Origin of the sequence: Enterovibrio makurazakiensis (genome assembly GCF_050336585.1) — a bacterium.
In the GTDB taxonomy this organism is placed as follows: domain Bacteria; phylum Pseudomonadota; class Gammaproteobacteria; order Enterobacterales; family Vibrionaceae; genus Enterovibrio; species Enterovibrio gelatinilyticus.
The window spans coordinates 75,955-100,860 of the sequence record NZ_JAKJSE010000020.1; the positions used below are offsets into that span (position 1 = coordinate 75,955).

The 24,906-nt window shown below is 47.7% G+C and carries 24 protein-coding genes; 4 read left to right on the forward strand and 20 right to left on the reverse strand.

The window, feature by feature from the left end; all coding sequences use genetic code 11:
- Positions 1 to 52 precede the first annotated feature (52 nt).
- From L4D06_RS15915 to L4D06_RS15930, 4 genes are all read right to left on the reverse strand, one after another.
- Positions 53 to 241 carry a Flp family type IVb pilin gene (locus L4D06_RS15915; protein ID WP_429740381.1) on the reverse strand — a complete coding sequence of 63 codons (189 nt, stop codon included), beginning with the start codon at positions 239 to 241 and terminating at the stop codon, positions 53 to 55.
- Between the two features lie 420 nt (positions 242 to 661).
- On the reverse strand, positions 662 to 1,279 hold the full coding sequence (locus L4D06_RS15920) for a PqiC family protein (RefSeq protein ID WP_429740382.1): 618 nt from the start codon (positions 1,277 to 1,279) through the stop codon (positions 662 to 664).
- A complete protein-coding gene (gene pqiB, locus L4D06_RS15925; RefSeq protein WP_429740383.1) occupies positions 1,276 to 2,907 on the reverse strand; it encodes an intermembrane transport protein PqiB in 1,632 nt (543 codons plus the stop codon). Before pqiB ends, L4D06_RS15920 begins: the two co-directional genes overlap by 4 nt.
- Before the next feature lies 1 nt (position 2,908).
- Complete coding sequence (locus L4D06_RS15930; protein ID WP_429740384.1) at positions 2,909 to 4,132, reverse strand: PqiA/YebS family transporter subunit; 1,224 nt, start codon at positions 4,130 to 4,132, stop codon at positions 2,909 to 2,911.
- Between the two features lie 388 nt (positions 4,133 to 4,520).
- Between L4D06_RS15930 and L4D06_RS15935 the strand changes: the two genes are divergently transcribed.
- Both L4D06_RS15935 and L4D06_RS15940 read left to right on the forward strand, forming a co-directional pair.
- Complete coding sequence (locus L4D06_RS15935) at positions 4,521 to 5,414, forward strand: hypothetical protein (RefSeq protein WP_429740385.1); 894 nt, start codon at positions 4,521 to 4,523, stop codon at positions 5,412 to 5,414.
- Positions 5,415 to 5,481: 67 nt separating this feature from the next.
- Complete coding sequence (locus L4D06_RS15940) at positions 5,482 to 6,354, forward strand: SMP-30/gluconolactonase/LRE family protein (RefSeq protein WP_429740386.1); 873 nt, start codon at positions 5,482 to 5,484, stop codon at positions 6,352 to 6,354.
- Between the two features lie 71 nt (positions 6,355 to 6,425).
- Here the strand turns inward: L4D06_RS15940 and L4D06_RS15945 are convergent, their stop codons facing one another.
- From L4D06_RS15945 to L4D06_RS15970, 6 genes are all read right to left on the reverse strand, one after another.
- The gene (locus L4D06_RS15945) at positions 6,426 to 6,827 is read right to left on the reverse strand and encodes an NUDIX hydrolase (RefSeq protein WP_429740387.1); all 402 of its coding nucleotides are present in this window, start codon (positions 6,825 to 6,827) and stop codon (positions 6,426 to 6,428) included.
- 239 nt (positions 6,828 to 7,066) lie between these two features.
- On the reverse strand, positions 7,067 to 8,887 hold the full coding sequence (locus L4D06_RS15950) for a reverse transcriptase family protein (RefSeq protein WP_429740388.1): 1,821 nt from the start codon (positions 8,885 to 8,887) through the stop codon (positions 7,067 to 7,069).
- Entirely contained in the window at positions 8,880 to 9,308 is a 429-nt protein-coding gene (locus tag L4D06_RS15955) for a hypothetical protein (protein ID WP_429740389.1), read from the reverse strand. The genes L4D06_RS15950 and L4D06_RS15955 overlap by 8 nt, the downstream gene beginning before the upstream one ends.
- A complete protein-coding gene (locus tag L4D06_RS15960; RefSeq protein WP_429740390.1) occupies positions 9,305 to 10,948 on the reverse strand; it encodes an SWIM zinc finger family protein in 1,644 nt (547 codons plus the stop codon). The genes L4D06_RS15955 and L4D06_RS15960 overlap by 4 nt, the downstream gene beginning before the upstream one ends.
- 2 nt (positions 10,949 to 10,950) lie before the next feature.
- Positions 10,951 to 14,064, reverse strand: coding sequence for a hypothetical protein (locus tag L4D06_RS15965; RefSeq protein WP_429740391.1), 3,114 nt, complete (start codon positions 14,062 to 14,064; stop codon positions 10,951 to 10,953).
- A gap of 230 nt (positions 14,065 to 14,294) precedes the next feature.
- A complete protein-coding gene (locus L4D06_RS15970; protein WP_429740392.1) occupies positions 14,295 to 15,242 on the reverse strand; it encodes a LysR family transcriptional regulator in 948 nt (315 codons plus the stop codon).
- 148 nt (positions 15,243 to 15,390) lie between these two features.
- Here L4D06_RS15970 and L4D06_RS15975 point away from each other — a divergent pair, with 148 nt between their 5' ends.
- Both L4D06_RS15975 and L4D06_RS15980 read left to right on the forward strand, forming a co-directional pair.
- Positions 15,391 to 16,203 (forward strand): enoyl-CoA hydratase/isomerase family protein, encoded by an 813-nt coding sequence (locus tag L4D06_RS15975; protein ID WP_274165284.1) that lies wholly within the window; start codon positions 15,391 to 15,393, stop codon positions 16,201 to 16,203.
- A 319-nt stretch (positions 16,204 to 16,522) separates the two neighbouring features.
- Positions 16,523 to 16,684: a hypothetical protein gene (locus tag L4D06_RS15980; protein WP_274165283.1), complete on the forward strand. Its 162-nt coding sequence runs from the start codon at positions 16,523 to 16,525 to the stop codon at positions 16,682 to 16,684.
- 139 nt (positions 16,685 to 16,823) lie between these two features.
- Here L4D06_RS15980 and L4D06_RS15985 read toward each other — a convergent pair whose 3' ends face one another.
- From L4D06_RS15985 to L4D06_RS16030, 10 genes are all read right to left on the reverse strand, one after another.
- Positions 16,824 to 17,207 carry a DUF2541 family protein gene (locus L4D06_RS15985; RefSeq protein ID WP_274165282.1) on the reverse strand — a complete coding sequence of 128 codons (384 nt, stop codon included), beginning with the start codon at positions 17,205 to 17,207 and terminating at the stop codon, positions 16,824 to 16,826.
- Between the two features lie 140 nt (positions 17,208 to 17,347).
- On the reverse strand, positions 17,348 to 17,818 hold the full coding sequence (locus L4D06_RS15990; RefSeq protein ID WP_274165281.1) for an ASCH domain-containing protein: 471 nt from the start codon (positions 17,816 to 17,818) through the stop codon (positions 17,348 to 17,350).
- Positions 17,819 to 18,054: 236 nt separating this feature from the next.
- The gene (locus L4D06_RS15995; RefSeq protein ID WP_274165280.1) at positions 18,055 to 18,603 is read right to left on the reverse strand and encodes a hypothetical protein; all 549 of its coding nucleotides are present in this window, start codon (positions 18,601 to 18,603) and stop codon (positions 18,055 to 18,057) included.
- 42 nt (positions 18,604 to 18,645) lie between these two features.
- Positions 18,646 to 19,566 carry a 5-oxoprolinase subunit C family protein gene (locus tag L4D06_RS16000; RefSeq protein WP_429740393.1) on the reverse strand — a complete coding sequence of 307 codons (921 nt, stop codon included), beginning with the start codon at positions 19,564 to 19,566 and terminating at the stop codon, positions 18,646 to 18,648.
- Positions 19,556 to 20,251 carry a 5-oxoprolinase subunit PxpB gene (gene pxpB / locus L4D06_RS16005; RefSeq protein WP_429740394.1) on the reverse strand — a complete coding sequence of 232 codons (696 nt, stop codon included), beginning with the start codon at positions 20,249 to 20,251 and terminating at the stop codon, positions 19,556 to 19,558. Before pxpB ends, L4D06_RS16000 begins: the two co-directional genes overlap by 11 nt.
- Positions 20,238 to 20,978, reverse strand: coding sequence for a 5-oxoprolinase subunit PxpA (locus tag L4D06_RS16010; protein WP_429740395.1), 741 nt, complete (start codon positions 20,976 to 20,978; stop codon positions 20,238 to 20,240). Before L4D06_RS16010 ends, pxpB begins: the two co-directional genes overlap by 14 nt.
- A 45-nt stretch (positions 20,979 to 21,023) precedes the next feature.
- Entirely contained in the window at positions 21,024 to 22,334 is a 1,311-nt protein-coding gene (locus L4D06_RS16015) for a TRAP transporter large permease (RefSeq protein ID WP_274165276.1), read from the reverse strand.
- The gene (locus L4D06_RS16020; protein WP_274165275.1) at positions 22,334 to 22,870 is read right to left on the reverse strand and encodes a TRAP transporter small permease; all 537 of its coding nucleotides are present in this window, start codon (positions 22,868 to 22,870) and stop codon (positions 22,334 to 22,336) included. The genes L4D06_RS16015 and L4D06_RS16020 overlap by 1 nt, the downstream gene beginning before the upstream one ends.
- Positions 22,871 to 22,994: 124 nt before the next feature.
- Positions 22,995 to 23,975 carry a TRAP transporter substrate-binding protein gene (locus L4D06_RS16025; protein WP_274165274.1) on the reverse strand — a complete coding sequence of 327 codons (981 nt, stop codon included), beginning with the start codon at positions 23,973 to 23,975 and terminating at the stop codon, positions 22,995 to 22,997.
- 27 nt (positions 23,976 to 24,002) lie between these two features.
- Positions 24,003 to 24,830, reverse strand: a complete 828-nt coding sequence (locus L4D06_RS16030) for a putative hydro-lyase (RefSeq protein WP_274165351.1) — start codon at positions 24,828 to 24,830, stop codon at positions 24,003 to 24,005.
- Between the last annotated feature and the right edge of the window lie 76 nt (positions 24,831 to 24,906).

The window sequence follows — 24,906 nt, forward strand, 5'->3', positions numbered from 1 at the left end:
GTAGCGCTGATAGGCTGAAGTGGCTTACGAGCTATGCTAAGGCGGACTTACGCTATGTTAAATTCGCCGCAACAATGTTGTCCTTAATGGCAATGAAAGCATCTTCAAGTGCCTCAGGCAGCGGACTTCCATCAATAAATCCTGATAAGACAATGAAAGACATCGCAACACCAATGATCGCGTATTCGATGGCAGTTACACCCTCCTCGCTATGAAGGAATCGTCTAAAAGTAATTAACATTTGAAGGTGACTCTCGTTTAAGTGTCTGGTTTTCAGCGTATATCATTGTTAATGAATCGATCCAGTGCTGTATTTAGTCAGTGAGACGCTATTGAGCGATGAAGTACGAGTGAAGTGTGGTTCATGAGTGAGAGAGTGTGTTGAATAAGAGAAATATTGAGGCTTGGTGAAATTGTGACACAAAATACATGCGTTATGTCACGTGAGGCAATATGCATTGTGTTGTTATATCAATGTCTTAATGGAATCATTCAGTGTTGAAGCAATCGTTAGATTTTTGATGTTCATCACTCAATCAATCTGAAGTGTGAGTCGTGCAGATACTCTAAAATAATGCGTAGTTCCCATGTGGAAAATACACTTTATTGACACATTGTAGTGTGGGTGAATTAGCTACAGCGATTAAACCAGAAAACGAGTTTATTGCCGGCTTAATAGATAACGTGCAATATCATCACTGACTTCTGTCCAGGCGACTTGCAGCGCTTGCGTTAACCCTGCATACCCATCTTGCTTTAAGGGCACAGACTTATTAAAGGTGTTCTTTATTACCAATTGTTGATCAGCATTGTAAAGCGACCAACTGCCGACCACTTCTGCATCGCCGTTCAACCCACCATTAAATCTTTCAACAAAAATACGCACGGCATAGCTGGCTTTTTCAGCGGATTCAGTTTGCGGAATATCACCGTCTTTTTCTATCAGAATTAACCAACCTGATAGCTGCTGCGACAACAAATTCGCAGTGGCCGACTCCAGCATATCAGAAGGTAGTATTGCCCATTGGTGCCACGTAGCCGCACGAGCACGATAGTTATCTAAGCGTTGCACCATGCCGGGCTCGTTAAGGCCAGCGTACATATCCACTTCTTTGATAATAAGCTGAGGTTTAGATTCTGGAGAAGTGACCACTTTGTCTTCTGCGACAATGTCGAATTGGTAGTAAGACACCTTGCGTTCTGTTTGTGTTGAACAGCCGTTAAGCACTATAAAAGCAGTGACAAATGCTAGCCTTGTGATGGCTCGTATAAGTGTCATTGGTTAGCACCTCGCGCTTTAGGTTGAACGTCATCTTCATCGGGTTTATCAAAAATCAGTATGTTGGGGTGCTCACTCAGCTCTTCTGCCAACGGTTGTATTTGTTTCATCAAGACTTCCATGGATTGAATCGCATTCTGAATGTCGTTGTAGAGTGGTGATCCTTTTTGATAGCTCTCCAGCGTGGTTTGTAACTCTTCCAAACTGGCGGTGATTTCTTTTGGCACACTCTCGATGTTTGCGTTGCTGACTATTTTTTCTGTTGAGCCAGCGAGTGACGAGAAAGATGCCAAGGTCTCGTCGATACGCGCGAGGGTTTTCTCTATCTCTAAGGCATTGAGCTTATCGAGGAAGCCAGACATTTGATCGGTAAGTTGGGTAAAGCCATGTGCCGTGCTTGGGATGACACTATATCCTCCGAAGCTGGAGGTGTAAGGTTTGAGGTCTCGCTGATAAAAATCCACATTTACGAATAAAGCCCCCGTAACGAAACTGCCTGTTTCCATAGAGGCTCGAAGGCCTTTCTCGAGCCAGGTGTTGATGTTCTTTCGCCAAAAATTCTCGGCAAGCGTGACATTCTCATTGATACGAGCAAACTCGATTTTAATGAGTACAGGAATGTCAGTGTTATTTTCTGTCACGAGTACTGGTGCGCCATCTTTTCCTTCATCTAGAGGCACTTCTACAACAGTACCAATGCGAACACCACGGTATTCGACGGGGGCGCCAGCGCGTAAACCTCGAATAGAATGGTCAAACATGACCACATAGTATTGGAATTCAGGGTAGCGTTCTTCTAAGCTCTCGCTGTAGCTTTTGCTCAATACAAATTGAGTGTTCTCTTTTGCTATCGCACCAGGTGCTTCACGATCAGGCACACCAAAGGTAATACCGCCATCCACAAACTTTGTCAGCGGCCCAGCCCTCACACTTAGCCCGTCGGCTGACAGATCCATTTCCAAACCGGTCTCAACCCAAAATAGCGTCTTTTCGGTGATGAGGTTGTGGTAGGGGTCTTGAATAAAGACTTGGTAGTTCATGACTTGTTTTTGCCAATCAAACTCGGCCTTTTCTATGGTGCCAACGTTATAACCTTTGAAGTAAACCGGTGAACCGACCGCCATGGCATCTGCGTTATAGCTGACGAGTTCATAGCGTTTTCCTTTCAGGTTCATCGACACCAAAGGCGGTTCGGGCAAAACCGTGAATTCATCACTGCTTTCTTCTGCATTGCCGGGGCGAAATTCAAAGTAAATACCAGAAAGGAGCGTCCCCAAGCCACTAATGCCAGATTGATCTATGCGCGGTTGCACAGCCCAAATCTGCGCATCTTCGGTGAGAAGATCATCGTAACCTTTATCAATTTCCGCCGTGACTTCAACTTGGCGACGATCTTCTGTTAAGTGTATTTCGGTGATCAAACCAATGGGAACGCTACGGGTTTTGATTTGGGTTTTTCCCGGGCTGATGCCTTCAGCATTTGGCATCACTATGGTGATCATGGTGCCTTTGTCATCAAGGTAGGCGTAGACCATCCAGATACCCAAAACGAGCGCCATGAAGGGCACAATCCAGATTTTCGAAATGCCTTTGCGTTGAGTGATAACGGCGTTATCTGCCTCTGCCATATTATTCCTTATTGGCTCGTTTCTGCTCTAAATCCCAGAGCAGTTTGGGGTCAAAATTGTGCGCGGCGATCATAGAGGCAATCACCATCAGTGAAAAATATACTGCGCCGATACCGGGCAAGATTTCCATCATGCCTGATAGTTGTACCAAGGCAGCCAAAATGGCGACGACATACACATCAATCATCGACCATTTCCCTAAAAATTCCGCAATCGTGTAGATCTGCGTAAACGACAAGCGACAGATATTGATCTGCTTGGAGACGACCCAACAGAACAGCGCGAACGCTGCCATCTTGGCGAGTGGGAGCATCACGCTCGCCACGAAAATAACGATCGCTATGGGGTAAGACCCATGTTCAATAAGAACAGCCACACCACCAATGATGGTTGATGGTTCAGGCGAGTTAAGAAAAACGGTAATCAAGATCGGCTCAATGTTGGCGGGGATATACAACAAAAATGCGGTTGCTAGCCATGCCAGGGTTTTCTGCACACTTTGCGGATTTCGAGGGTGAACCGCACTGTGACAACGCGGGCATTCAGACTCTTTGGTGACCAAATCACAGGTGTGACAACCACCAATGCCTGCGTCGATGGCTCGGCCGCTAGCTGGATATTGAGGGTATTTGGAATGGTGAGAAATGCTGTCCCACAAATTCTGTCGATTGGTTTTGAGCATGGTCATCAAGAAGAACACCACAAACCCAATATATGCCCAGAACGACAACCCCATTCCAATGTCAGCCAACGACGTGATTTTTACTAAACTGACGAGCACGGCCACCAGAAAAATCTCTGGCATGCTCCAGTCTTTGCAAAAGAAAATGGCCTTCGTCATGAGTATTTGCAGAGACGTTGGCAGTAGTTTTCGAAGCGGAGTATGTAAGACAAACGCAAACACCAGAAGACTGGCAGGCAGCATAGTGATGGTGGCTGCCATTAATGCCCCCAGCGGTTCGTACTGGTGTTTCACCATCACGAGTGACACATCCATCAACCCCATAGATTGGACGAGACCTTGGCGGGAAAACGAAATGAGTTCAAATAGAAGTGAGCAGAGTAATAGGATGCTAGCGGTGATCGCGAAGGCGATGACTTTATCGTCATTATGTTTTGCGCCTTCTATAATTTGTCCACCACAGACGCGGCAAATCGCGACTTGATTTTCTTCAAGTTCGGGCACTTTTGATACATGGTCACATAAGTGGCAAACAACCTGCAAAAGACATTATCCAAGACTTAACGACTAGCTTAAGCATTCAATATGTCAGGGGTTTACGCAATGTTGTGTGGCGTATCAATCCCGAGAATGGCGCTAAATAACTGATTATAAATGTGTATTGATATGCAGCATAGCGAGTGAAATTGGGCGTTTTTCTGAAGATAATCCTATTTAATGGCGACAAAGTATCTTCATCTACCAAGAGTGCCTATAAGGGCGTATTGCATTGATTTGATGAAAACGTCAGACATCACTTTCTTTTTGATTCTAAGAAAATAGCCAAAGCGAAATATACGGAATGCGTATGATCACCTCGCATAAAAATAACGATAAGACTTAGAAACTAAACCAGTAGTGTGACTGGCATTTGGGGATACAAAGGATGACCGTGAAAAATACTTGGAAAGAGGCTGCGCTGACACGTGGCGATTTATCGTTGATTTTGGTGCCCGGCATCGGCGGACGTTTGATGGACGTGGTGTATAAAGGCCACTCCCTATTATTTACCAACCCAGACTTGGTAGGATTAACAGCAAATCCATCGACTGGGGCGTTAGACATCTTTCCTACGCGTGCTAAACACGTGCCTTTCCCTTTGTGGGGCGGCGAAAAAACGTGGCTTGCACCGGAACGTTACTGGCAGGATCAAGGACCAATACCTGCGCTGGATTCGGCGGAATATCAGGTTGAAATGTTAGGCTCACATTCTGTAAAAATGACGAGCCCTAAAAGCCCCGATGGATTGGTGATTACCAGAACGGTGTCATTGTCTGAAGACATTGAGGGGCAGTTTGAAATACATCATCAGATCACCAATGAAAGTGTGGAAACCGTAAACGTTGGATGCTGGTCAGTGATGATGTTGAAGCGTAATGCCACCATTGCTTTTGCGCTAGTTGATGCGACAGAAGTAAAAACGGACTTCGGTGAACCCGCCAACAATCTGCAAACAGTAGGAAAGCATGGGCTGGTGCGTTGCGATGACGACAACGAGTTTAAAGTCGGTGTGCACCCTGATTCGCCCGTTTCCTTCGCATATTGCCCCATTGAACACACCTCGAAAGGCGTGTTGCTCACTTCCTCTGTCGAAACGCTATTTGAAGCGACAGAGTATGCGCATGAGCATGCCTTTGAAGTGTACAACTCTTCCGCATACCCCTATTGCGAACTGGAATGGCATGGGAGAATGGGATCGTTAGCACCACAAGATTCCGCAACCTTGGTGACAACGTTCCATGTCACGGAATCTGACCAAGAGACATTTATGCATCTGCTGTTGTAGCGTTGCTCTGACAATAAAAGCTAAGATAGCCAACGGTTTAGTTGATAACAAGAACAATGGACGTTGTATGAAAGTGGCAGAGCTACTCCTTGATTGTAATAACGATCATGGTGAAGGTGTTTTTTGGGATCACCGCGATGGAAAGGTCCGTTGGACAGATATGTTTGCCAGCAAAATTTGGTCATATGATCCCAAGACCCAACTGCACCAAGTGCAAGACATGCCAAGCCCTGTGTGCAGTTTTGCACCTCGATCTCAAGGTGGCTTCGTGGTGGCGTTTAACGATCGCATTTCGCTGTTTGACCTCCAACATGGCGAGCTCGAATGTCTTCATTGGTTTGAGCCTAGTAACCCCCACTCACGCTTAAATGATGGCAAGGTGGATCGTGAAGGAAACTTTGTCGTGGGAGGTATGAATGAGGGGACGTTTGAGGCTGATTCGAGTGTGATTCATCTCTCTAAGAACCATAAGGTCACAACCTTAATAGAGAATGTAGCTTGTGCCAATGGTATTTGTTTTCACCCCGATGATAATCGCATGTACTTCGCCGATACGCCAAATGGCGAGATTATTGAGTATCAATATGATGCCAAGAAAGCCATTGCCACAACGACACGAACCCTGATGCGATTCGATGCCGAGCCGGGGTTACCCGATGGGTCCTGCGTTGATAGTGATGGCGGTGTTTGGAATGCAGAATGGGACGGCGGGCGCGTGGTACGTATCAGCCCACAAGGTGTGATTGATAGGGTTATTGAAATTCCCGTAGATAAACCCACGTGCTGTGCGTTTGGTGGAGAGCATTTGGACACTTTGTATATTACGACTTCTAAAGGGGGAGCGCCGCAAGATGCAGTTGCGTCTGAGCATGGGATAGGCGGCCTGTTTTCAGTGAAACCCGGCTTTCAAGGGGTGATTGATCAGCTCTATGGTGGCTAGTACGCAATGGTTGTTGATTGGCAAGTAAAGACAAAAAACGCGCCATGCGGGCGCGTTTTTATAGCAAGCAATTATTGGGTGATATGGCCTTGTTGAATCAACCACTCAAGAGCAACCCATGCTGCTTTCGAGGTAATGGCTTCGTCAGCCGTTCCCAAATACGCCAGTTCTTCGATTTCAGCATCGGCTTCTAGTTCCCCTGTGTAATCGGCGAAGTAGCAGGTCAGCTGCACAGATACACCTTCCGCTTTGCCATCCGCAGGGCCAGTGAAAGTCTCAACATACTTGAGGCTTTCAGCCACCAAATCAACAGACAGTTCTTCTTTGATTTCGCGCATCAACGCTTGTTCATCGGTTTCGCCTGCTTCGCGCTTACCGCCCGGGAGGTAGAACAGTGTTTTGCCTTTTGAGCGTACGGCCAGTAGTTTGCCGTCTTTGATCGTAAGCCAAGCCAATTTATCAATCAGTTTCATTGTCGTTTTCTTTTGTTATTGATCGTTGTGATTGAGTGAGATTATGCCACGGAGTGCCGACGGTTGTCAGAATGAGAATAAGGACCGTGTATTTATCAATCTCTGAGCGCCAAATGGGTAAGTAAACTCGAGAAACCAAGCTTGAGAAACTAAGTTTGAGAAACCAAGTTTGAGAAACTAAGCCCTGAGCGCTTAAGGCACTTATTCAGGGCTGGAGTTCTTGAAAAGAGCGAGACAAATTACATAAAGAAGTAATACATCCAAAAGAACAGTGAAGCTGCCAACGCAATTTTGGCTGTTGTAGAGGCGCGGGACAATGCCACGATCAAAATGATTGGCGAGAAGATGATGGCGAAAATCCAAAACCCGATGCCATGCTTTTTCTCGCCGGGCTCTAGAGAGTCATCGTTATCAGTGTGCTGTGTGCGCTTATCAACATTGCCATCGTATTGCTGTCGAGCTTCTTCTATTGCCTCTCGTTTTTTGTTTTGTATTTGTTGGGGCGTGAGTTCCAGTGTTGGCGCTGATTTATCTATAGGTTGCCACCAATCCTCTCTTGGGGTTTCACCTTTCGCCGCTTTGATGCGGAACAGCTTCTTGTTGAGTGCGCTCACTTTGCCTGTCGGCACGGGAATATCATGCTGACGTTTTATGTGGATCACGGATTTTTGAAGTGGGATCCCTTTCTCTGGGTTCACCATGGCAACAAAGTTTGCATACCCCGCCAAGCTTTGAAAAAGTTCACCGTGTCCCCAATGCTTGTTTTCAGGGCCATCAAGCTCTACTTGTTTTAATACTGCACGAAAACGCTTCAAGGTTTTTCTTTCCACGGACAGCCCATCGTTAACGACAACGCCTGTCACTTCCTGTTTCTGATGGCGGCGCATCACGCGTGTTTTATCTGGATGAATAACAAACCCTTCGCTGGATACGATTTGTTTGCAGCGCCATAGGAGTGCTTGTACTTGGCTGTCATCATCATTGGAAAAGGTGAGATCATCGGCGTAGCGGGTATACGTAAATCCAAGCTTTTCGGCCATGCCTTTTAGGCGAGCATCAAGACGTCGGCAAAGCACATTCGTTATCGCTGGGCTGCAAGGTGAACCCTGTGGCAATGTGCGTTCCCCCAAAGCGACGTGCCATGTTTTCCCATCCATGTCTAACGCTTCTGTTGCCGGCTTTGTGGTGAGTAAGGCAAACGTTGTGGCCAGTTCTTCACTGTAGCCAAGTTGCTTGAACATGCCTTTTACGCGCTTGTAACTGACCGAAGGGAAAAAGTCCTTCATGTCTAAATTAATCACGACACGTTTCTTAATGTGTGGTTCGGCATTCGAAACAATGCTTCTGCCAGACACAAAGCCATGTGCGGCATCGTGAACTGCCAACTTGTTCAACACATTGTCGAGCAACCAATATTGCGCGCGTTTCATGCGTGGCATCGGCGCTGAAATGGTGCGAATGCCGCCCGACTTTTTCGTGATGGCAAAATCTTGATAGTGGGAGATTGTTGACACGTCTTTTTGATAGCAAAGAAAACGCAATTCGCTGGTGGAAACGCCCATTGTGTCAGCCACGGCACCTGCATGGGCAAAAACAGGCAGTTTTTGGGCCGTAAGCCTGTCTTCCTGTGAGGTTTTATCTTCCAATCCCGCTGAAACGTTCTCACCCAGGTAGGTGAATGTCTCACCTTGTTTTATGTACCAAGAGAATGCTCTCTTATAGCGCGCCGTGTTTCGGTCTCGTTTTGTTTGCTCGCGTTTTTCCAACGCCGCTTTTTTGCGTTCGTCATGGAGCGCTTTTAACGCTTTTTCTGGATCGGAATAGAGTGCATTTTCCTTACTGAGTTCGCGAAGTCTGGCTTGTAGCGACGATCGTTTCTCAATAAAAGCTTCAGCTAACGTCGGTTTTTCGGCGTTTTTCTGCCAGAAACCCAAGCGAGTCATTTCACTGAGAATGTAATTGTTTTTGCCCACATGTCTTACGCGGTCGTAGAGTTCTTGGCGCGTCAGCTTTGGTGATGGATCTTGAATAGGGGAATCGTTTTGTTGTTCATTAGACATGGTAAATACCCTCCTTGGCTAAGGAGACATCGGGAGAAAACAGAAAAGTGCGGAGCGCAGAAAGAGGGTTTGGTAGCGCGACAACTTCCTTCGAAGAGTTCTTAGTACTGAGGGAATCAACTCGATGCCGTACGTTACCTATATCGCTCATTGACTTCTTTGAAGTCATACCGCAATAGCGATATAGGTGACAGTACGGCCCAGTTAAGATTGCCTCAGTGACGCGTGGGTAGTCTTTGTACCAGAATGGTGATCCACCATTCGCGATGCAAGGTTCTAACGTCGCGCTACCAAATGGGGTGTGGTTTGAATCTGTTGTATTCAAACCACGAAAATCTGAGTCGCCAGCATGCAAGGTCGATCGTTTTGATTCAAGAGTGTTGCAGTAAAAGAGTGATGCAAATCTCGCAATAAAATTCATGAAAGGCGCTCCTCTGACACCGTGAGTCTCAGTGCGAGCATATGTTCGCAAGGGCCTTGGCGGAGTTTGTTTTGATGCCAGAAATGACATTGGCACTCGCCTTTCACCAACCGTTGGTCATTATCGATACTCAACGCCACATGGTATTCGTGGGCATTGTCCATCACGGTACCGACGAGTTCTTGCCCCTGTTGATCGGACTCAGCCTTATCAATGGTCACTAGCTTCGCAGCCACAAAATTCGCGGCTTTCTTTTCGCGTTCATTATTAAAACGAATTTCATCCAAATCGACTGGTGCGTTGTAGAGCGCGCGCAGCCGATACACGTCATTGGTCATGTCATACAACACCAGCCCCAGTTGGCTATATTGCGCGAGGGCGGATTTCACGGTGCTGATATCAAGTTGAAGGCGAGTAGCTAGGCTTTGCGCACTTTCTTGATGTGTTTGCTCAAGGGCTTGATACACGCGCTGGCTGGTGAGTTGATCCACGGTTTCACGCGGCGCAAGCAAATCGAAATTCCCTGCTTGAGACCAATCGTTCGCACTCCAACCCGACAGCCCGAGCGTAAACGTGAGCGGGCCCATGTTGGCGACATAGAAAGACGGCATTCCATCGCCCATCAGGTGGACATCGAAGTGATCTGCAATGGGTAATAAGCGTTCCAGAATAAGCAATCGGCGGCGTCCCCATACACGGACAGTGCGCGCTGTGTTGCCTTGGTAAATGGAACGGTCAAAGCGAATTACATCGCCCCACGGTTCCATCACCACTTGAACAGGCTGCCCCGGGTTGAGCTCGAAACGCATGGATCGAGGGCCGACGCGTTCTTTTTTGCGTTTAAGTTGCAGGCACAGGTTGTGAATGTCCATCGGTTGAAGCCGCAATGTGGTCATTGGTAGCGTCATTGCCGAACTGACTTGCAAGAAACCACGCACCCAGCTTTCGGGTAAGTCGATCTTTTTCTCGTCGTACTCTGCACCGCCAGAGGTTTGGATATTGAACCCGTCAGGGTCGATTTTTAGCAGTGTGGTGCGGTAATCGCGGATTTTTTGAAACTCATTATACAGTTTGGTGGAGTAATCGATGTTAGTAGTGCCATAAGCTTGCTCAGAAACATTGGCGAACACATCGTATTGGCAACTCAATTTACCGTAGCTGGACTCATCTTCAGAAAAGCATTCAAAAAAGACCTGATCGGGATGAATAGTGATCACCGGATCGAGCACGTACCAAGCGTCCATGTCGTTCTTATAGAGGTAATCAAAGTAGGTGTTTTGTGCCTTGTAGTAAGGCGCAAGTACCTCGCCAGCTTGGCGGTTCATATCAGCGAGTTCCGAACTGACTGCGTCAAGTTCTGCTTTCACTTTCCCCGATTGGCTAACGAATTCTGCCAGCAACCGTTCTTCTTCACCCGCCAACCAACGTTGGTATTCCTCGCGGTTTTTCGGCTTAAAGCGCATGTCTGAAATGACCACATCATGCAAGCTGGACATGGCTTCTCGAAAACGTCGTTTGTCTTTTAGCTCCCCAACAAAAAAGGTCGGTGGGCGCGATAAATCCGGTGAAAACGACATGTCCGTTTGTTGGCTGTTGGAACCGACGCGTGAGGCATTGGCGTATCGATAAGTCACTTCCATGTTTATTTCGCAACCTCGCTTAACGTCGTGTTTCGAAGGCTTTTGAGTGCAACGGGCAATGCGAGATCGCTGTGCGATTTTTTCAGGCTCAACATCAATTTGATGTATTCCGCTTTGTCTTTTTGTACCGATGTCAGTGATAAGCGAGTCAGCATTTGGCACAGCATTTCTCGAATCGCATCAGAGTTGTCCGCGTGTGCTTTGAGAAAGCGGATCACGTTGTCTTTTGCAGGACGGCCGGTATTTGCTCGAGATAGCACTGATACAAAATACGGCTGCAACGCGAGAATGGCCGTTTCATTGTTCGCAGCGTGTTGTGGCAACAGCTGACTGACAAACAGCTCCACATTTGCAGCAGGGTGTTGGCTCAACTGCAATAGGTATTGCTCTGCATCGCCTTGGTCGAAATGGGTTTGCACCAGTTCTCGTCCAAATCTCTGCACAGGTTCGACAACGCTGTCACAGACCGCGACAATTTGGTCGGGTGTCCAGCGATCTCGTGACAGTGTCTCGCGACAAAAAGTGAAGGCAAATGCTTGTGTATCTGGCCATTCGCTTTCCATGATGGGAACAATGCTGTCCATCTGAACAATGAGTGCTTCAGGGGTATCATCAAAATACGCGCGGGCACTCTCACGCAACGACAGTGTTGGGCTGTTCAGCAACGCGAGCCACTTATCGGCAGAGAAGGCGTCGTGTGATACTTGCTTGTCGAACTGCTCGGACGCAAGGGTGTGCACCACTTCAGAACGTGCGGTTGCTAAGAGCCAAAGTGCCTCTGAGTCTTCTCGTAACCTGTCTGCACCATGCACACGAAGGAAATCGGACAATGTGTGCTGCAATGCATCATCAAGTTTGTGCCCGTGCAGCAAAGCGACGATGTGTTTGAAAATCGCCTTCTGGTTTTCCGCGTGACTGACGTTATAAGACGCACCTTGCATGGTTTGCTCAAGCACGCTCAAGATGGCGCGCTGATCGGTGTCACTGCTTTTCGTTAACATCTCGAGCAGAAAATCGAGCTTGCTTGCTAGCTCATCGCTATCGAGTTTTTTCAGCAACGCGAGGTTGAACGCGTGAATATCTTGATCATCCGATGCACGGATTGTCTCCAACACGGCATCCGACATTTGGTGATAAGCGATCGGCATGGCATCCAAAAGCTTGCACCCGAACAGCGAAAGACGCGGAGATGTTGAAAGAATCAACGCGTCTATAGTGGAGAGATCACGGTAGGTTTTCGTGAGTACATCGTGACACTGTGTCATCAGCCAATCAAAGACCTGAATGGCGTGATCTTTCGATGCAAAATCCTTTTTGCTCGTCACAGAAATTACCGTTGTCAGCAACTCGGTTTTGTCGACAAACGTGAATTTCGCTTTTTGTTCTGGGGTGTTGAGCCACGCGACCACGTTGGTATGGCTAGCAAGCTGGGTGCTTGGGTCGATACAAAGTGCGTGAGACAAGGCGACGAGGAAGTCGTTGAAATCACGCTTTTGCCCAAGCAAGGTTAAACCAAGGCTCGCAGGCGCAGCTAAACCACTGTCGAACAGGGTAACGAGTATGTCGTTCGTGACAGTTTGATTCGCCAAGAGGTGTTTCAATCTCTCCGAGGCAAAGTCCTGTGAGCGCTTAAATGGCTTGGTAAATAGCGTCAGCACAGCATCAAGGGACAGAGTTTCTAGAAACTCGGTATTGTCTTCCAGTGCACGAATCGCAAAATCTGAAATGGGTTCGCATTCCGTGTCGCTAGCAATGCGGAGCAAGCTGTCGGGTGCGTTATCCCATAGCTCAGGAAATGCTTCTCCGCGCCCCTCAAAGGACACGTCTGGGTCGAATCGCCATATGCCCCGCCGATTTTTTGAATAGGCTGGGTTGTTAGCGCGAAGCAAGGTGTTCAACGAAGAACAGTGTGCGAATTCGTCATAATGATGCGTTGCGATGAGTTGTCGTCGCCAATTATCATCCCATCGATAGTGTGGAGTGCTTCGGGCGCGTTTGGCTTGTTCCCCGCTGTATTGCAGCAGTGTGGATTCGGCCAATGCAATGAAATGTGCATTTTGAGTTATGCCAAGGTGTTTAAGCACACGGGCGTAGCGCGCCACAAAATAGCGATGGGTTTTCTGGGAATGAGCCAACCGCGCGGTGCTTGATGCCAGTTCTTCTTCCACGTTAAGGCGACCGTGCTCGTTGTAGAGCACGTCCCACTCTCTCGTAAAGTGTGGCTTACTTTGTTCTAAGCGAACGTTCAGCGCCGCGAGTACGGCAGCATCCGTCCGAAATTCGCTCATCTTGAGCATGTATCGCATGCCGTGAAATGCACCTGGCACAAAAGGCAGGCTAGGCAATAGCTGAAGTAACGTCTGGTGCATGTCGGCATCAACGCGGGCTTGCAAGTAAGCCGCTTTTAACAACGTACCGATGGGGTAACTGGTCGCACGCCGAGTGTCAGTATTGTTGAATTGTTCGACGGCATTTTTGAGCGTATCTGCTGTGATGTCTTCTTGATGCGTGCGCAACGATTCAAACGCGCTTTTACGCGCCTGTTCAGGCGTTAGGGCGAGAACAACTTCGACCGCTAAACTCGCCAGCGTGTTGTTGGCGTGCGTTAAATAGGGTGTAACACTATCAATGTTCTCTTCATTTCCCACACGGCCTAGTGACCACAGCAGGGTGTATTCGTGCAGATCATCTTTCTGTCCGAGAAGGGTAACAATCAGTGCAGCCGCTTCGGGGTTGCGCTCTGGCGGTAATCGCCAAATTTGACGTGCACGGGCATCGGCGTTCTTTTCATGTCGAATGCGATCAAGCAAAGATGCCGAACTGCCTGAAGTGGACACCCTTTTTGAGGGCTGAGATGGCGATGATACGGCATCCACATAGCCCTTGTTGGTTTTGGACACGACGACAGATGCAAAGAGCTTCTCGGCTTTCTCCAAAGTGACAGGCACAGGCGTTTTTGTGCCTTCACGCAGGCTCGCCCCTCGTCGACCATAGCGAAAGTTAACGAGGTATCTCTCGTTTTCATTTGTGTTCGTCGTGTCTACTAAATCAACGTCGTAGACCTTGTCTGACTTTCCTTCCTGAAAACTCAGACGAGATGTTTTTATCAGCCTCATTTCCCTGTCTCATTCGACTCAGCAAGTTGACAACACCGTACCACATCAAAACGGTCAGTTAATCAGGAAAGCCGTTGAATTCCAGAGAAATCACAAAGATGGGAATAGATGGGAGTATGTGCAACAAGCCATGGGCATTCATGCGGATTGGGTGTGAGGATCAGGGTTTGAAAACCAATACGTTTTCTAGGCACGCAGCCTGAACTAGACAATAAAAGCCGCGTGATCAACTAGGTTCGGGCATACAAGGTGTCGAAATGAGGGATGTTGCTCTCCCACACGGGAACGTCTTCGCCAACAACGGTTTTTAAAGTATCAATAAACAACTTGGTTTTGATTGGGGCATCTCGGTGCGGATAAACGGCATAGAAAGTGCCAAAGTCGTCGAGTTTAAGGTGCGTCATGATCGGGACGAGCTGTCCGTCTAATACTTCACCTTCAATCATTTGAGCAGTGACAACCGCCAGCATGTTGCCGGAAAGCGCAGTTTTTTTAATGATTTCAACGTCATTCACTTTGTAGGCGACGTTAAGTTTCAAGTGCTGGCTTTCTTGCTGGTCATCTAGGTAACTAAACTGATCCAGAAGCAGTCCAGGGGCAGCATACACAGCAGCAGGCAGTGCTTCTAACTCTGCGACCGTTTTGATTTCGCCATGCTGTGTAATAAACGATGGAGAGGCGACGATCAGCAATCTATCTCGTGCGATTTTCCGTGTGACGAGGCTAGAGTTCTTCGGTTTCCCGATGCGAATGCCAATATCAAATCCTTCTCCGACGATGTCGACCAACCGATCTTCTAGGCGCAGCTCAATGTCTACCTCTGGGTAGTTTTTCTGAAATGTAGCAATGGCTTTTTGCACATATTGTCTACCGAACAAGCTTGTGCTGGAAATCCGCAAAACACCCTTAGGTTCGGCGTGATAATTCTGCGCCAAGTGATGCGTCTCATTTAATAACAAACGTAAAGCTCGCGCTTGGTTCATCATTTCTTTTCCCGCTGCGGTTAAGGAGAGCGAACGAGTTGAGCGATTTAACAAACGCACACCAAGTTCACTCTCTAGGCGGCTGATGTGTTTGGAAATCACTGAACGGTCAACGTTCCGTTGTTCAGCAACGTTAGTGAACGAACCCAGTTCAATCACATCAAGCAGCAGCAATAATCGACTCGAAAAATCCATGCAAAACCTTTGGTGCAAATTTGGCAACAATAATGTGCCAATTTGAGCATTTTTTATCACAGGAGACAAATCTATAGTGACACCACATTGAGCGCATCTACTTATTCAAAGCGCAGACAAAGCGCATTTATCCAAACGAGGAAGACCCATGAACACGATTGCGATAACTCATGAAAACGGCGTTGCAACTGTTACTATCAACAATCCCCCAGTGAATGTTTTGACGATTGATTTAATCAACGAAATCAACGCATACGTGCTGTCACTTAAAGATGATCGTGAAACGAAAATTGTGGTGTTTAAATCGCTTCATGAGCGCTTTTTTCTAGCGCATTTGGATTTGCATGTCATCAATGGCACGCAAGGTGGGCAAGCAGCCTCCATTGAATTCAACCACATGATCGCCAATATCAAGGCAATGAAACAGCTGTCTGTCGCAGTGGTGGATGGTGTTGCTCGTGGGGGCGGTAACGAATTTGTGATGGCATGTGATTTAGCCTATGGCACTGAAAACGCGGCATTTGCGCAACCTGAAATTCACGTGAACATTCCAACGGGCGGGCAGGGCGCGGTGCAATTTGCGCGACGCATGGGCAAGAACAAAGCCTTACAAGCTCTGCTGCTGGGGAATGATTTTACGGCGCAACAAGCAGAAGCATTGAACATCATTACGCAGTTTGTGCCAAAAGCGGAATTAGACACTTTCTTGGCGGCGGCACTGGGCGTGATCAGTACGTTGGAAGTGCGCGACATCGTGATGTACAAAGAGATTGTTCATACCTCTATCGTCGATGAAAACGCAGGGGCGGAATTGGAATTGCGCTATTTCCTAGAACGCGCCAAAGAAAACAAGACGCAAGCGATCATCAATGCCTTCATCAAGCACGGCGGTCAAACAGAGCGTGAAGCGAAAGACATTCAAGGCATCTTTGTTGATACAGCAGCAGAATTAGCGAAATAAATCAGAAGCTTAATCTAAGGAAAACGGTCGACAATTTTTTGTTGGCCGTTTTTTGTTTTAAGGGATAGACAGTGATTTCTATATGTTCGTTTCGTTGCAATATGAAAATTGTTTTGCAAGCACGTGAGGAAGTCAAAATGCAGTAATGTGTTTTTTGGATATTACTGATTGATATTAAATAACTATTTTTGTTTTCGTAACCTTGGCCTGTTATATGCATCCGTTCGTATACGGAATATCATCAAGTAAAAAAAGAGACAGAAAAATATAGGATTAAGTCGTTTTCGATTGGAATTGAGAGTGAATTGAGGTGCTATTTATGATCTGTATGAATGAATTTGGTGAGCTATTGCATTGTTACGAAGATAAGCAATGTCCCGTCGAAGGTTCTGTGTATGTTGAATACCTCGATGGTGAAAAGAAAGGCAATTATTACATCGAACTAGAACCTGAATCTCTTGTGGAAGTGTATCTGCACTAGGAGGACCTTAGGCTCTATCGCTTTGCTATATAAATTTATAGGGTTTGGATTGGCATTGTTATGAGGGGCATGCGTTGTCGCATCAACGTAAAAAGCAGCAAGCCGTTACCGCTCGCTGCTTTTTTCATTGGTCAGTGGATTACTGACGACCGTAAACGCGAATACCTGCCGATGAGTTCTTCGATTCGCCGAACACTTCCAATTTCTTCACGCAACGCTTATAAGCAAACTTACGCCAATCTGTCGTGTCGTCTTCTTTTATATTGCGGTAAAAGCTGATGGTTTTGGTTTCGCCATTTTTGAAAGTCACTTTTACCTTTCGTAAATACGCATCGCGATCTGCTTTTACTTTGATGGCGTTTACACGACGACATACCAGCAATGGGATGTCAGCGCCGTGCTTACCGTTTTCAAGCAAGATAGTGCGGCCTAGTGTGATTCTTTCTTCGGCATGGGCGTAGCTTGATAGTGTCAGTAAGCCCATTAAAACGCAGATCAGGGAAAGCAGCGTTTTCATATTCATTGTTGTTTATCTCGATCATTTTGTTGGGGAATCGGCAGTTGTGCCGAAAGGCGACGGAGTGTATCGCCAGAGCGAAGATAAACAACAACTTGAGGTTAAAATTTTTCTCGGTTGTGTCAGGATTTCGACACATTTAGGGGTTAATTTAGTGGGTAAACCACTTTGAAGCGCTCTTGTATCAACAGCATCTCTTCACTGGGAGTAATACCGAGCTCTTCGCACTCCAAAGAGAAGAATTTCCAGTGCGCATCTCGCCACCAAGCCAGTGTCTTATCACCTTCTCCTTCTGAGGCTGCAAACTCTGCGGTGACATCTTTATATCGACATTCTGAAACTGACGTGAACTCAATAATACAAACTGGATCGCCAGCCCAATCGGTAACCACTTGTAAGTGCCCAACTTCTGCCATCGGCTCTCCTTCATGGGTGTACCAATATGCCATGCTACAAGATGCTCGTTTTTCGCCACGTAAGATCAAGTCTGCACAAATGTTGGCGTTGTACTCATCTGAACAGAAATAATCGGCACTGAAAGACGTATGCTTTGCTCTGATAGTCTCGGGTAATGTGATGAGGTAGTCATCAAGATATTGTTGGTGTTTTTTGTCCATGTCACCCTCGGTGTTTTAACGCTCGGTCACTCAATTCCGGTGTTCTCGGTGACAGACGTAAAACTGTAGATCTCAAGACTGTAGATCTCAAACAAATCGGGGCTATCACTTTTTTCAATGTGTCGAATCTTGATATCCAAACCTGCTCCTTTTCGAGTTGAATATACCCAAACAAATCTCGCCCTTTGGGAGCATCTTGAGGTTGTTTGGGTATGATGCTGACTTGGCGTAAGGCATTAGGTTTCGAGGAAGGCGCGAACGTCATCAAATAAAGGTGAGCTCGGCACTTTCATTCTCACTATGTTGCTTACGCACCATGGGTAAGGTATCTCGCTTAATTCATTAAACAAATGACTCGTACATTGAAATGCGATGACCACCATATGTTCAATAGTGATAGTTAGCTTATCAACGAGAGTGCCATTGTTAGGATCAAAATCCCACCCGTACTTGCCGTATCCGATCTTTAACTGCCCACCGTCTTTTTCGGTCATCGCAACGAGCCATTTGCACGACAAAGAAGACCCTTCCCGTTCAATCGAATCTGAAAGGCAAAAGGTATAAATGTTCTCGTAGTGTTGGTTAAACTGTGTGACTAATACATCCGAAATCGCAGAGACACCTGAGACGTTGGAAGGGAATGAAATACCGTCCGTATTGACCGCCATGGCGAGTGTTGCCGAGTGGTCAAATACGTGAGGCAATAGGTGAGGCTTATTGTTGTCCTTCGCCGTGATATACCGACTGATTGTTGACAGAAACTGAGAAATATCAGGGGATTCCATTACCGCTTTGTCCTTTTTATACAACGAATTGGTGAGAGGTTTCTAACCAAATATCACGCGATTGAACAAGCGCCTTTCTACTTCTGCATCAGCAACGTCCATCGGCGAAAAATTCACGGTTTGTCCGGGCCTGCGTTGTGACAATTGACCAGCCCCCAAGCTACTTAAACATCCGATTTTTGGATATCCACCAATGGTTTGGCGATCTTTCATCAAAACGATAGGCTGGCCATCATTAGGAATTTGAATGGCGCCAAAGGCAATGCCTTCTGAAATGATACCGTCGAGACTGCTTTTGATCGGCGCACCTGAGAGCCGGTAGCCCATGCGATCGATATTCTGGCTTACTTCATAGGCACTGGTGAAAAAGGTCATTTGAGCATCATGCGAAAACGCAGCGTTTTGATAGGCTGGCATCACACCCAGTTCCAGCGGGGCGTCGTAGTCCGGTATGGTCCATTTGGGCGCGCGTTGGTCAATTACGTCTGAACAGACGTGAAAACGCAAAACATCGCCTTGTTTCAATGGGTCACCATTACCATGTAAGCCGCCAATTTTTTCTCTCTTAACGGTCGCGCAACTGCCGAGTTTGTTGACGCATTCAAAGCCATTTTTCACGGCCAAATAGGCGCGTAATCCCTGCTTTGGTGTGTCAAACTCGATGGTGTCTCCTTGCTTAACGGCATAGGTACACCAATTGCGAACTGGCTTGTCATTAATTCGTGCTGAAAGATCTGCGCCTGTAATGGCAATGCATGTAGCCGCATTGACCTTGAGCTTCAGTTGCCCAAAGGTAATTTCGAGTTGATTGGTGTCGGGGGTATTCCCGAGTAAGCGATTCGCCCAATAGTAGGCATGTTCGTCCATCGGGCCACCGGAGGTGATGCCCAAGTGCTGAAAGCCTTGGCGTCCAGTGTCTTGCAGCAGGGTCAACATTCCCGGATTAATCACCTCAAAGCTCATCGAACACTCCGCCTAGTTTGATGTATGTTTCTTTGTCTATAGGGCAAAATTTGACGCGATTCCCTACGTTAACGCGTGCCAACGTCTCGCTATCCCAATCCAACATATCAAGAGGGGTGCGGCCGATGATCTGCCAACCTCCCGGCGTACTGCTGGGGTATATCGCCGTTTGGCTATCGGCAAGGCCAACGCTACCTGTCGGCACTTTTAACCGCGGCGTTGACTTTCGAGGCATAATTATCGCGTCGTTCAAACTGCCGAGATAAGCAAAGCCGGGGCTAAATCCAATCGCATAAACGCGGTATTCTCGTTCGCTGTGAAGTTTAATCACTGCGTCGGCATCCAAACCCGTTTTCGCGCAAACATCCGCCAAATCGAGCGCGACATCCTCACCGTAATAAACGGGAATTTCGACCAACACATTGTCGCTGTTATCCGTCTCAGTATTCGCCTGCGTTGAAAGTGCGAATTTGATGCGTTTAATGATGTCGAACCGATCGGTTTGGGCTAAATCAAAACTCACCAGTATCGAGTTATAAGACGGAATGATATCGGTGATGAGCGCGCCCAAAGCTTGTCGGATCTGGAAGATCGCATGATTGACGTCTGCGGCGATAGCTTCATCAATCTTGTCGCCGAAATACACAATCAATGTTTGTTCATTGACTGCCTCAATTCTTACCATTAGTCCTCCACAACCCTAACGCTTGTGCCACAGCGGAGGCATGAGGGCCATCGCCATGAATGCAAAGCGTGTCAGCCTCGACCTTCAATGTTTTGCCGCTTAGCGTCGTGACTGTGCCTTGTTCAATGATTTGCTGAACTTGGTGTAAAATCGCGTCAGCGCTGCCGTGAACAGCACCTTCTATACGGCGGTTTACTAAGAAGCCAGCATCGTCGTAAGCGCGATCAGAAAAGGCTTCGAACAGTAGTTCGATTCCTATTTCATTCGCCAGTTTGTTCAGAGGGTCACGATGTGGGATCGCCATCACCACTAACGGGCAGCCAGGTGCGGTGTCTTTGACGGCTTGCATGACCGTTCGCAGCACCTGTTCGTCTTTCATCATGGTGTTGTATAGCGCGCCATGAGGTTTGACATAATCAACAATGGCTCGCTGTTGGCGGCATATGCCCTGCAAAGCGCCTATTTGGTAACCTAGCCAGGCGTATAGTTCGTCGTTTGTACAATCAAACTGGCGACGTCCAAACCCCAGTAGATCGGGGTAGCTGGGATGAGCACCAATCGATACGCCATGCTGTTGTGCCAGCGCCACAGTGTTTCGCATGATCACCGGGTCTGAGGCATGAAAGCCACAGGCGATGCTTGCCATGTCGATACATGGCATGACGTCTGCGTCGTTACCCATGGTCCAAGCACCAAAGCTCTCACCCATGTCACAATTTAATTTCATCTTAAAAGATCCCTCCGCCTGCTTTTTGTCTGTCAATCGCTTGCGTTACCGTTGACTCATGGTGGTAGGCAAATAGGTCACAATGTCTGGGAACACGCTAATTAACACTAACCCCAATAAGATCAGCATGAAAAATGGAAACGCAGCCCGTGCGACATACAGTATGTTTTTCCCTGTGAGTGCCTGAATAACAAACAAATTGAAACCCACAGGTGGTGTGATTTGAGACAACTCCACCACCAGAACGATAAAGATACCGAACCAAAGCAAATCAATGCCTGCTTGCTGCACCATCGGCATCACAACCGCCACGGTTAACACCACCACGGAAATGCCATCTAAGAAGCAGCCCAAGACCACAAACAAGATGGTGAGGTAAAGCAGTAGCTCAAACGGAGACAGCGACATGGCGGCAATCCACTCTGCCAAAGCGCGAGGAATACCTAGAAAGCCCATTGCCAGTGTGAGGAAGTGAGCACCCACCAGAATGAAGCCAATCATGCAGGCACTTTTCACTGCGCCGAGCAGGCTATCAATGAAGCTTTTGCGTGTGAGAGAACCGGTTAGGGCTGCCAATACCATAGCGCCAAAAACACCAAGAGCAGCAGCTTCAGTTGGGGTGGTAAAACCGCCGTAAATTGAACCGAGCACGAAGCCAATTAAGAGAACAATCGGCATCAGCTTTTTCAGAGACTTGAAACGCACTGACCACGAAATGTCTTCGCTGGTGTGCTGTGGAACACCGTCTTTGTTAAACATTGCCCAAAGGGTGGTGTAGCCCACGAACAGTAACATCAGCATGATGCCGGGCAGTGCGCCTGCGATGAATAAGCGTCCGATAGACACTTCCGCCGCCACGCCGTACACGATCAGGATGATAGAAGGGGGGATCAAAAGCCCTAGCGTGCCAGAGCCTGCCAGTGTGCCAATCGCCATACGTTCGCTGTAGCCTTGCGCTTTCAGTTCGGGTAGCGTCATGCGGCCAATCGTGGCAGCCGTTGCTGCGGATGAGCCGGACACGGCGGCGAAGATGCCACAGCTGAGGACGTTCACGTGCAGCAACTTGCCCGGAAGGCCGCTTAACCAAGGCGCGAGCCCTTTGAAGAGATCTTCCGAGAGACGTGTCCTGAAGAGTAATTCACCCATCCATATAAACATTGGCAGAGCAGTGAGTGACCAACTGGTGCTTGCACCCCAACTAGAAGAGGCAAACAACAGCCCGATTTGTTCGTTTCCGGTGAGATAAAGTCCAATCACGCCGACGCCGATAAGTGAGAGCGAAACCCATAACCCTGCAGCGAGAAACAGAAGAAGGCTAAGTGCCAAGATAAAGGAAATCAGAGCCATGTCAGTCATTACATGCCCTCCTTGTTGTTGCTAAGGTCGAGAGTCACGTCTTCACCTTCAAGCACTTTGTAATGAGGCGTAATGCCGCGAATGTTTTCGATAAGGCTATCAAGAACTGCAAGGTTGAATGCAATCATGCCGATCGCGACAGGAACTTGCGGGATCCAAAGCGGAATCGGGATGTAGCCGTGAGTCACTTCTTCGAAATCGTGGGATTCCCAAACCATGTATGTGCAGTAATAGCTGGCGAAGCACAGCAGCAGAAAAGCGACAGTTAATACCACTGTTTCCAATGGGTGTTGCCATTTCTCTGGTAATCGTTGAATAGCGAGGTTGACGCGAATATGGCCGCCTTCATGAAAGGTGTAAGCCAAGCCGAAGAAGGTGGAGGCTGCCAATGCGTAACCTGAGAAGTCTTCTGCTGATGGCACGATAAAGCCAAGCAGACGACCGATAATTTGGGCAAGGATGATCAGCATGATCACCACAATGAAGAAACCGGACAAGCCGCCCGACAGCATGTACAAGGCTTGCTTAACGCGCATAGTGTTAACCTTTTTTCGAACCGTCCTAAGTGGCCTTCATGCGCGTTGACGAACATGTAAGGCCCCGATTGGTTTGAGCACCCTCCCCAGTCCATTCGGGGAGGGGATTATCCATAGTGAGTGATTACTTACTACGATAGGCTTCTAGAACAGGCGTGAGAGTTTGTGGAGATTCTGCTTCCCATTCATTGGTCATGGTGACACCAATGGCTTGCAGTTCTTTTAGCAGTTGCTCTGAAGGTTGAGAAACCACGATGCCGTTATCAGCAAGGGTTTTGGTGTCTTTCGCTTCTTGGGCAGTGACTTCGTCCCAACCACGTGCTTCCGCTTTCGCTGCCGCATCCAAAATGGCTTTCTGTGAGGCTTTGTCTAAACGTTTGAACGCGCGCTTGTTAATAACGACCACGTTTTTCGGGATCCACGCTTTGATTTCATTGAAGTGGCTTAGGTAATCCCAAGCTTGACCGTTTGCGCCAGTTGATGGCGAGGTGATCATCGCGTCGATAATGCCGGTGCTGAATGCTTGTGGAATATCAGGCACTTGCACTGTGGTCGGTGTGGTATTCATCAGATCAGCCAGGCGAGATGTCGATGGGCTGTAGGCGCGCATTTTTGTGCCTTCAATGTCAGCAAGCGAATTTACAGCAGCCTTGGTGTAAAGACTTTGCGCCGGCCATGGCACCGTGTAGAGCAGCATCATGCCTTCTTTGTTTAGTTGCTTTTCAATTTCAGGCTTCGCCGCTTCCCATAAGGCTCGAGCTTGCTCGTAATTGGTCGCAAGGAAAGGAATGTTGTCATGTTTGAATATCGGATCCGTGTTGCCCATGATGCCAATAAACACTTCGCCCAATTGAACTTGCCCTGTACGCACAGCGCGAGGGATCTCAGGGTGCTTCATGAGTGATGCGCCAGAGTGAACTTTGATATCCACGTCACCGCCTGTGGATGCTTTCACGTTTTCGGCAAAATCATAGGCAATTTTTGTTGGCAGGTTTGCATCACCATAAGGGGTAGGCATATGCCACTGGGCGGCAAAAGAGGTAGGCATCATTAATGCCGAGAATGACACAACCGCTGCGGGTAGTAGGGTTTTCAACAACTTCATTGGAAGTCTCCTTTTCACATGTGTTCGTTAAAAAATCGAAAGGGTGTCGTTACTTATATCCGTCACAATCATCTTCCCTGGCGAGTGAGTGATGGCGATAGGTGGGCAGGCATTGGCGATGGCAAGTTGGGGAGTCACACCACATGCCCAAAAAACAGGAATTTCATCATCGTGGATTGGCACAGCGTCACCAAAATCAGGTTGAGAAAGATCGTGAATACCAATCATTTCCGGATGACCGATGTGCACCGGTGCACCGTGAGATTTGGGATAGCGAGAGGTGATTTGTATTGCCCGAATGGCGTCCGCAGGCTTAAAGGGGCGCATGGAAACCACCATGTTGCCGCTGAAATACTGGCTAGGGTTCATCTCGATATTGGTGCGATACATAGAGACATTGGCGTTGCAATCAATGTTACGAAGGGAAAGACCTGCGCGCATGAGTGGGTCTTCAAATGAAAAGGAACAGCCCAGCACGAAGGTCACCATGTCAGTGCGCCATAAATCACTAATATCATTTGTTTCTTCGGAGAGTTCGCCGTGGCGAAAAATGCGGTATTCCGGAACATCTGAGCGAATGTCAATGTCGTCGCCTAGGGTATCTAATATGGGTTTACCAGGCGCTGATACTGCCAGCAAAGGGCAAGCAACGGGATTTTGTTGGCAGAACATCAAGAAATCATCAGCCCAGCTTTTAGGCAAAATCACGACATTGCCTTGCGCCAGACCGGGCGCGAATCCGCTGGTGGAGCTAGTGAATTGTCCACTCCTCGCCAACTGACGTAGTTCACGTGCTTGTGTTAATGCCGCTTCGTGATGATTGGTAATAATCGACGTGTCATATCCAGCGTTCATTGGGGCTGTCATCCTGTTACCCTGCATGTCATTCGTGTTAACTAAATGTTGCAGCTTAGTGTCATCTCGTCCAATT

What these genes read in the sequence shown, in the direction of transcription:
- L4D06_RS15955 (WP_429740389.1), bottom strand. Translation starts at nt 9,308, where the DNA reads ATGAATTTTATTGCGAGATTTGCATCACTCTTTTACTGCAACACTCTT.
- L4D06_RS15915 (WP_429740381.1), bottom strand. Translation starts at nt 241, where the DNA reads ATGTTAATTACTTTTAGACGATTCCTTCATAGCGAGGAGGGTGTAACT.
- L4D06_RS15945 (WP_429740387.1), bottom strand. Translation starts at nt 6,827, where the DNA reads ATGAAACTGATTGATAAATTGGCTTGGCTTACGATCAAAGACGGCAAA.
- L4D06_RS16020 (WP_274165275.1), bottom strand. Translation starts at nt 22,870, where the DNA reads ATGCGCGTTAAGCAAGCCTTGTACATGCTGTCGGGCGGCTTGTCCGGT.
- L4D06_RS15965 (WP_429740391.1), bottom strand. Translation starts at nt 14,064, where the DNA reads ATGAGGCTGATAAAAACATCTCGTCTGAGTTTTCAGGAAGGAAAGTCA.
- L4D06_RS15995 (WP_274165280.1), bottom strand. Translation starts at nt 18,603, where the DNA reads ATGGAATCCCCTGATATTTCTCAGTTTCTGTCAACAATCAGTCGGTAT.
- L4D06_RS16025 (WP_274165274.1), bottom strand. Translation starts at nt 23,975, where the DNA reads ATGAAGTTGTTGAAAACCCTACTACCCGCAGCGGTTGTGTCATTCTCG.
- L4D06_RS15985 (WP_274165282.1), bottom strand. Translation starts at nt 17,207, where the DNA reads ATGAATATGAAAACGCTGCTTTCCCTGATCTGCGTTTTAATGGGCTTA.
- L4D06_RS15940 (WP_429740386.1), top strand. Translation starts at nt 5,482, where the DNA reads ATGAAAGTGGCAGAGCTACTCCTTGATTGTAATAACGATCATGGTGAA.
- L4D06_RS16030 (WP_274165351.1), bottom strand. Translation starts at nt 24,830, where the DNA reads ATGAACGCTGGATATGACACGTCGATTATTACCAATCATCACGAAGCG.
- L4D06_RS16000 (WP_429740393.1), bottom strand. Translation starts at nt 19,566, where the DNA reads ATGAGCTTTGAGGTGATTAATCCGGGAATGTTGACCCTGCTGCAAGAC.
- L4D06_RS15970 (WP_429740392.1), bottom strand. Translation starts at nt 15,242, where the DNA reads ATGGATTTTTCGAGTCGATTATTGCTGCTGCTTGATGTGATTGAACTG.
- L4D06_RS16010 (WP_429740395.1), bottom strand. Translation starts at nt 20,978, where the DNA reads ATGAAATTAAATTGTGACATGGGTGAGAGCTTTGGTGCTTGGACCATG.
- L4D06_RS15960 (WP_429740390.1), bottom strand. Translation starts at nt 10,948, where the DNA reads ATGGAAGTGACTTATCGATACGCCAATGCCTCACGCGTCGGTTCCAAC.
- L4D06_RS15975 (WP_274165284.1), top strand. Translation starts at nt 15,391, where the DNA reads ATGAACACGATTGCGATAACTCATGAAAACGGCGTTGCAACTGTTACT.
- pxpB (WP_429740394.1), bottom strand. Translation starts at nt 20,251, where the DNA reads ATGGTAAGAATTGAGGCAGTCAATGAACAAACATTGATTGTGTATTTC.
- L4D06_RS15980 (WP_274165283.1), top strand. Translation starts at nt 16,523, where the DNA reads ATGATCTGTATGAATGAATTTGGTGAGCTATTGCATTGTTACGAAGAT.
- L4D06_RS15990 (WP_274165281.1), bottom strand. Translation starts at nt 17,818, where the DNA reads ATGGACAAAAAACACCAACAATATCTTGATGACTACCTCATCACATTA.
- L4D06_RS15950 (WP_429740388.1), bottom strand. Translation starts at nt 8,887, where the DNA reads ATGTCTAATGAACAACAAAACGATTCCCCTATTCAAGATCCATCACCA.
- L4D06_RS15920 (WP_429740382.1), bottom strand. Translation starts at nt 1,279, where the DNA reads ATGACACTTATACGAGCCATCACAAGGCTAGCATTTGTCACTGCTTTT.
- L4D06_RS16015 (WP_274165276.1), bottom strand. Translation starts at nt 22,334, where the DNA reads ATGACTGACATGGCTCTGATTTCCTTTATCTTGGCACTTAGCCTTCTT.
- pqiB (WP_429740383.1), bottom strand. Translation starts at nt 2,907, where the DNA reads ATGGCAGAGGCAGATAACGCCGTTATCACTCAACGCAAAGGCATTTCG.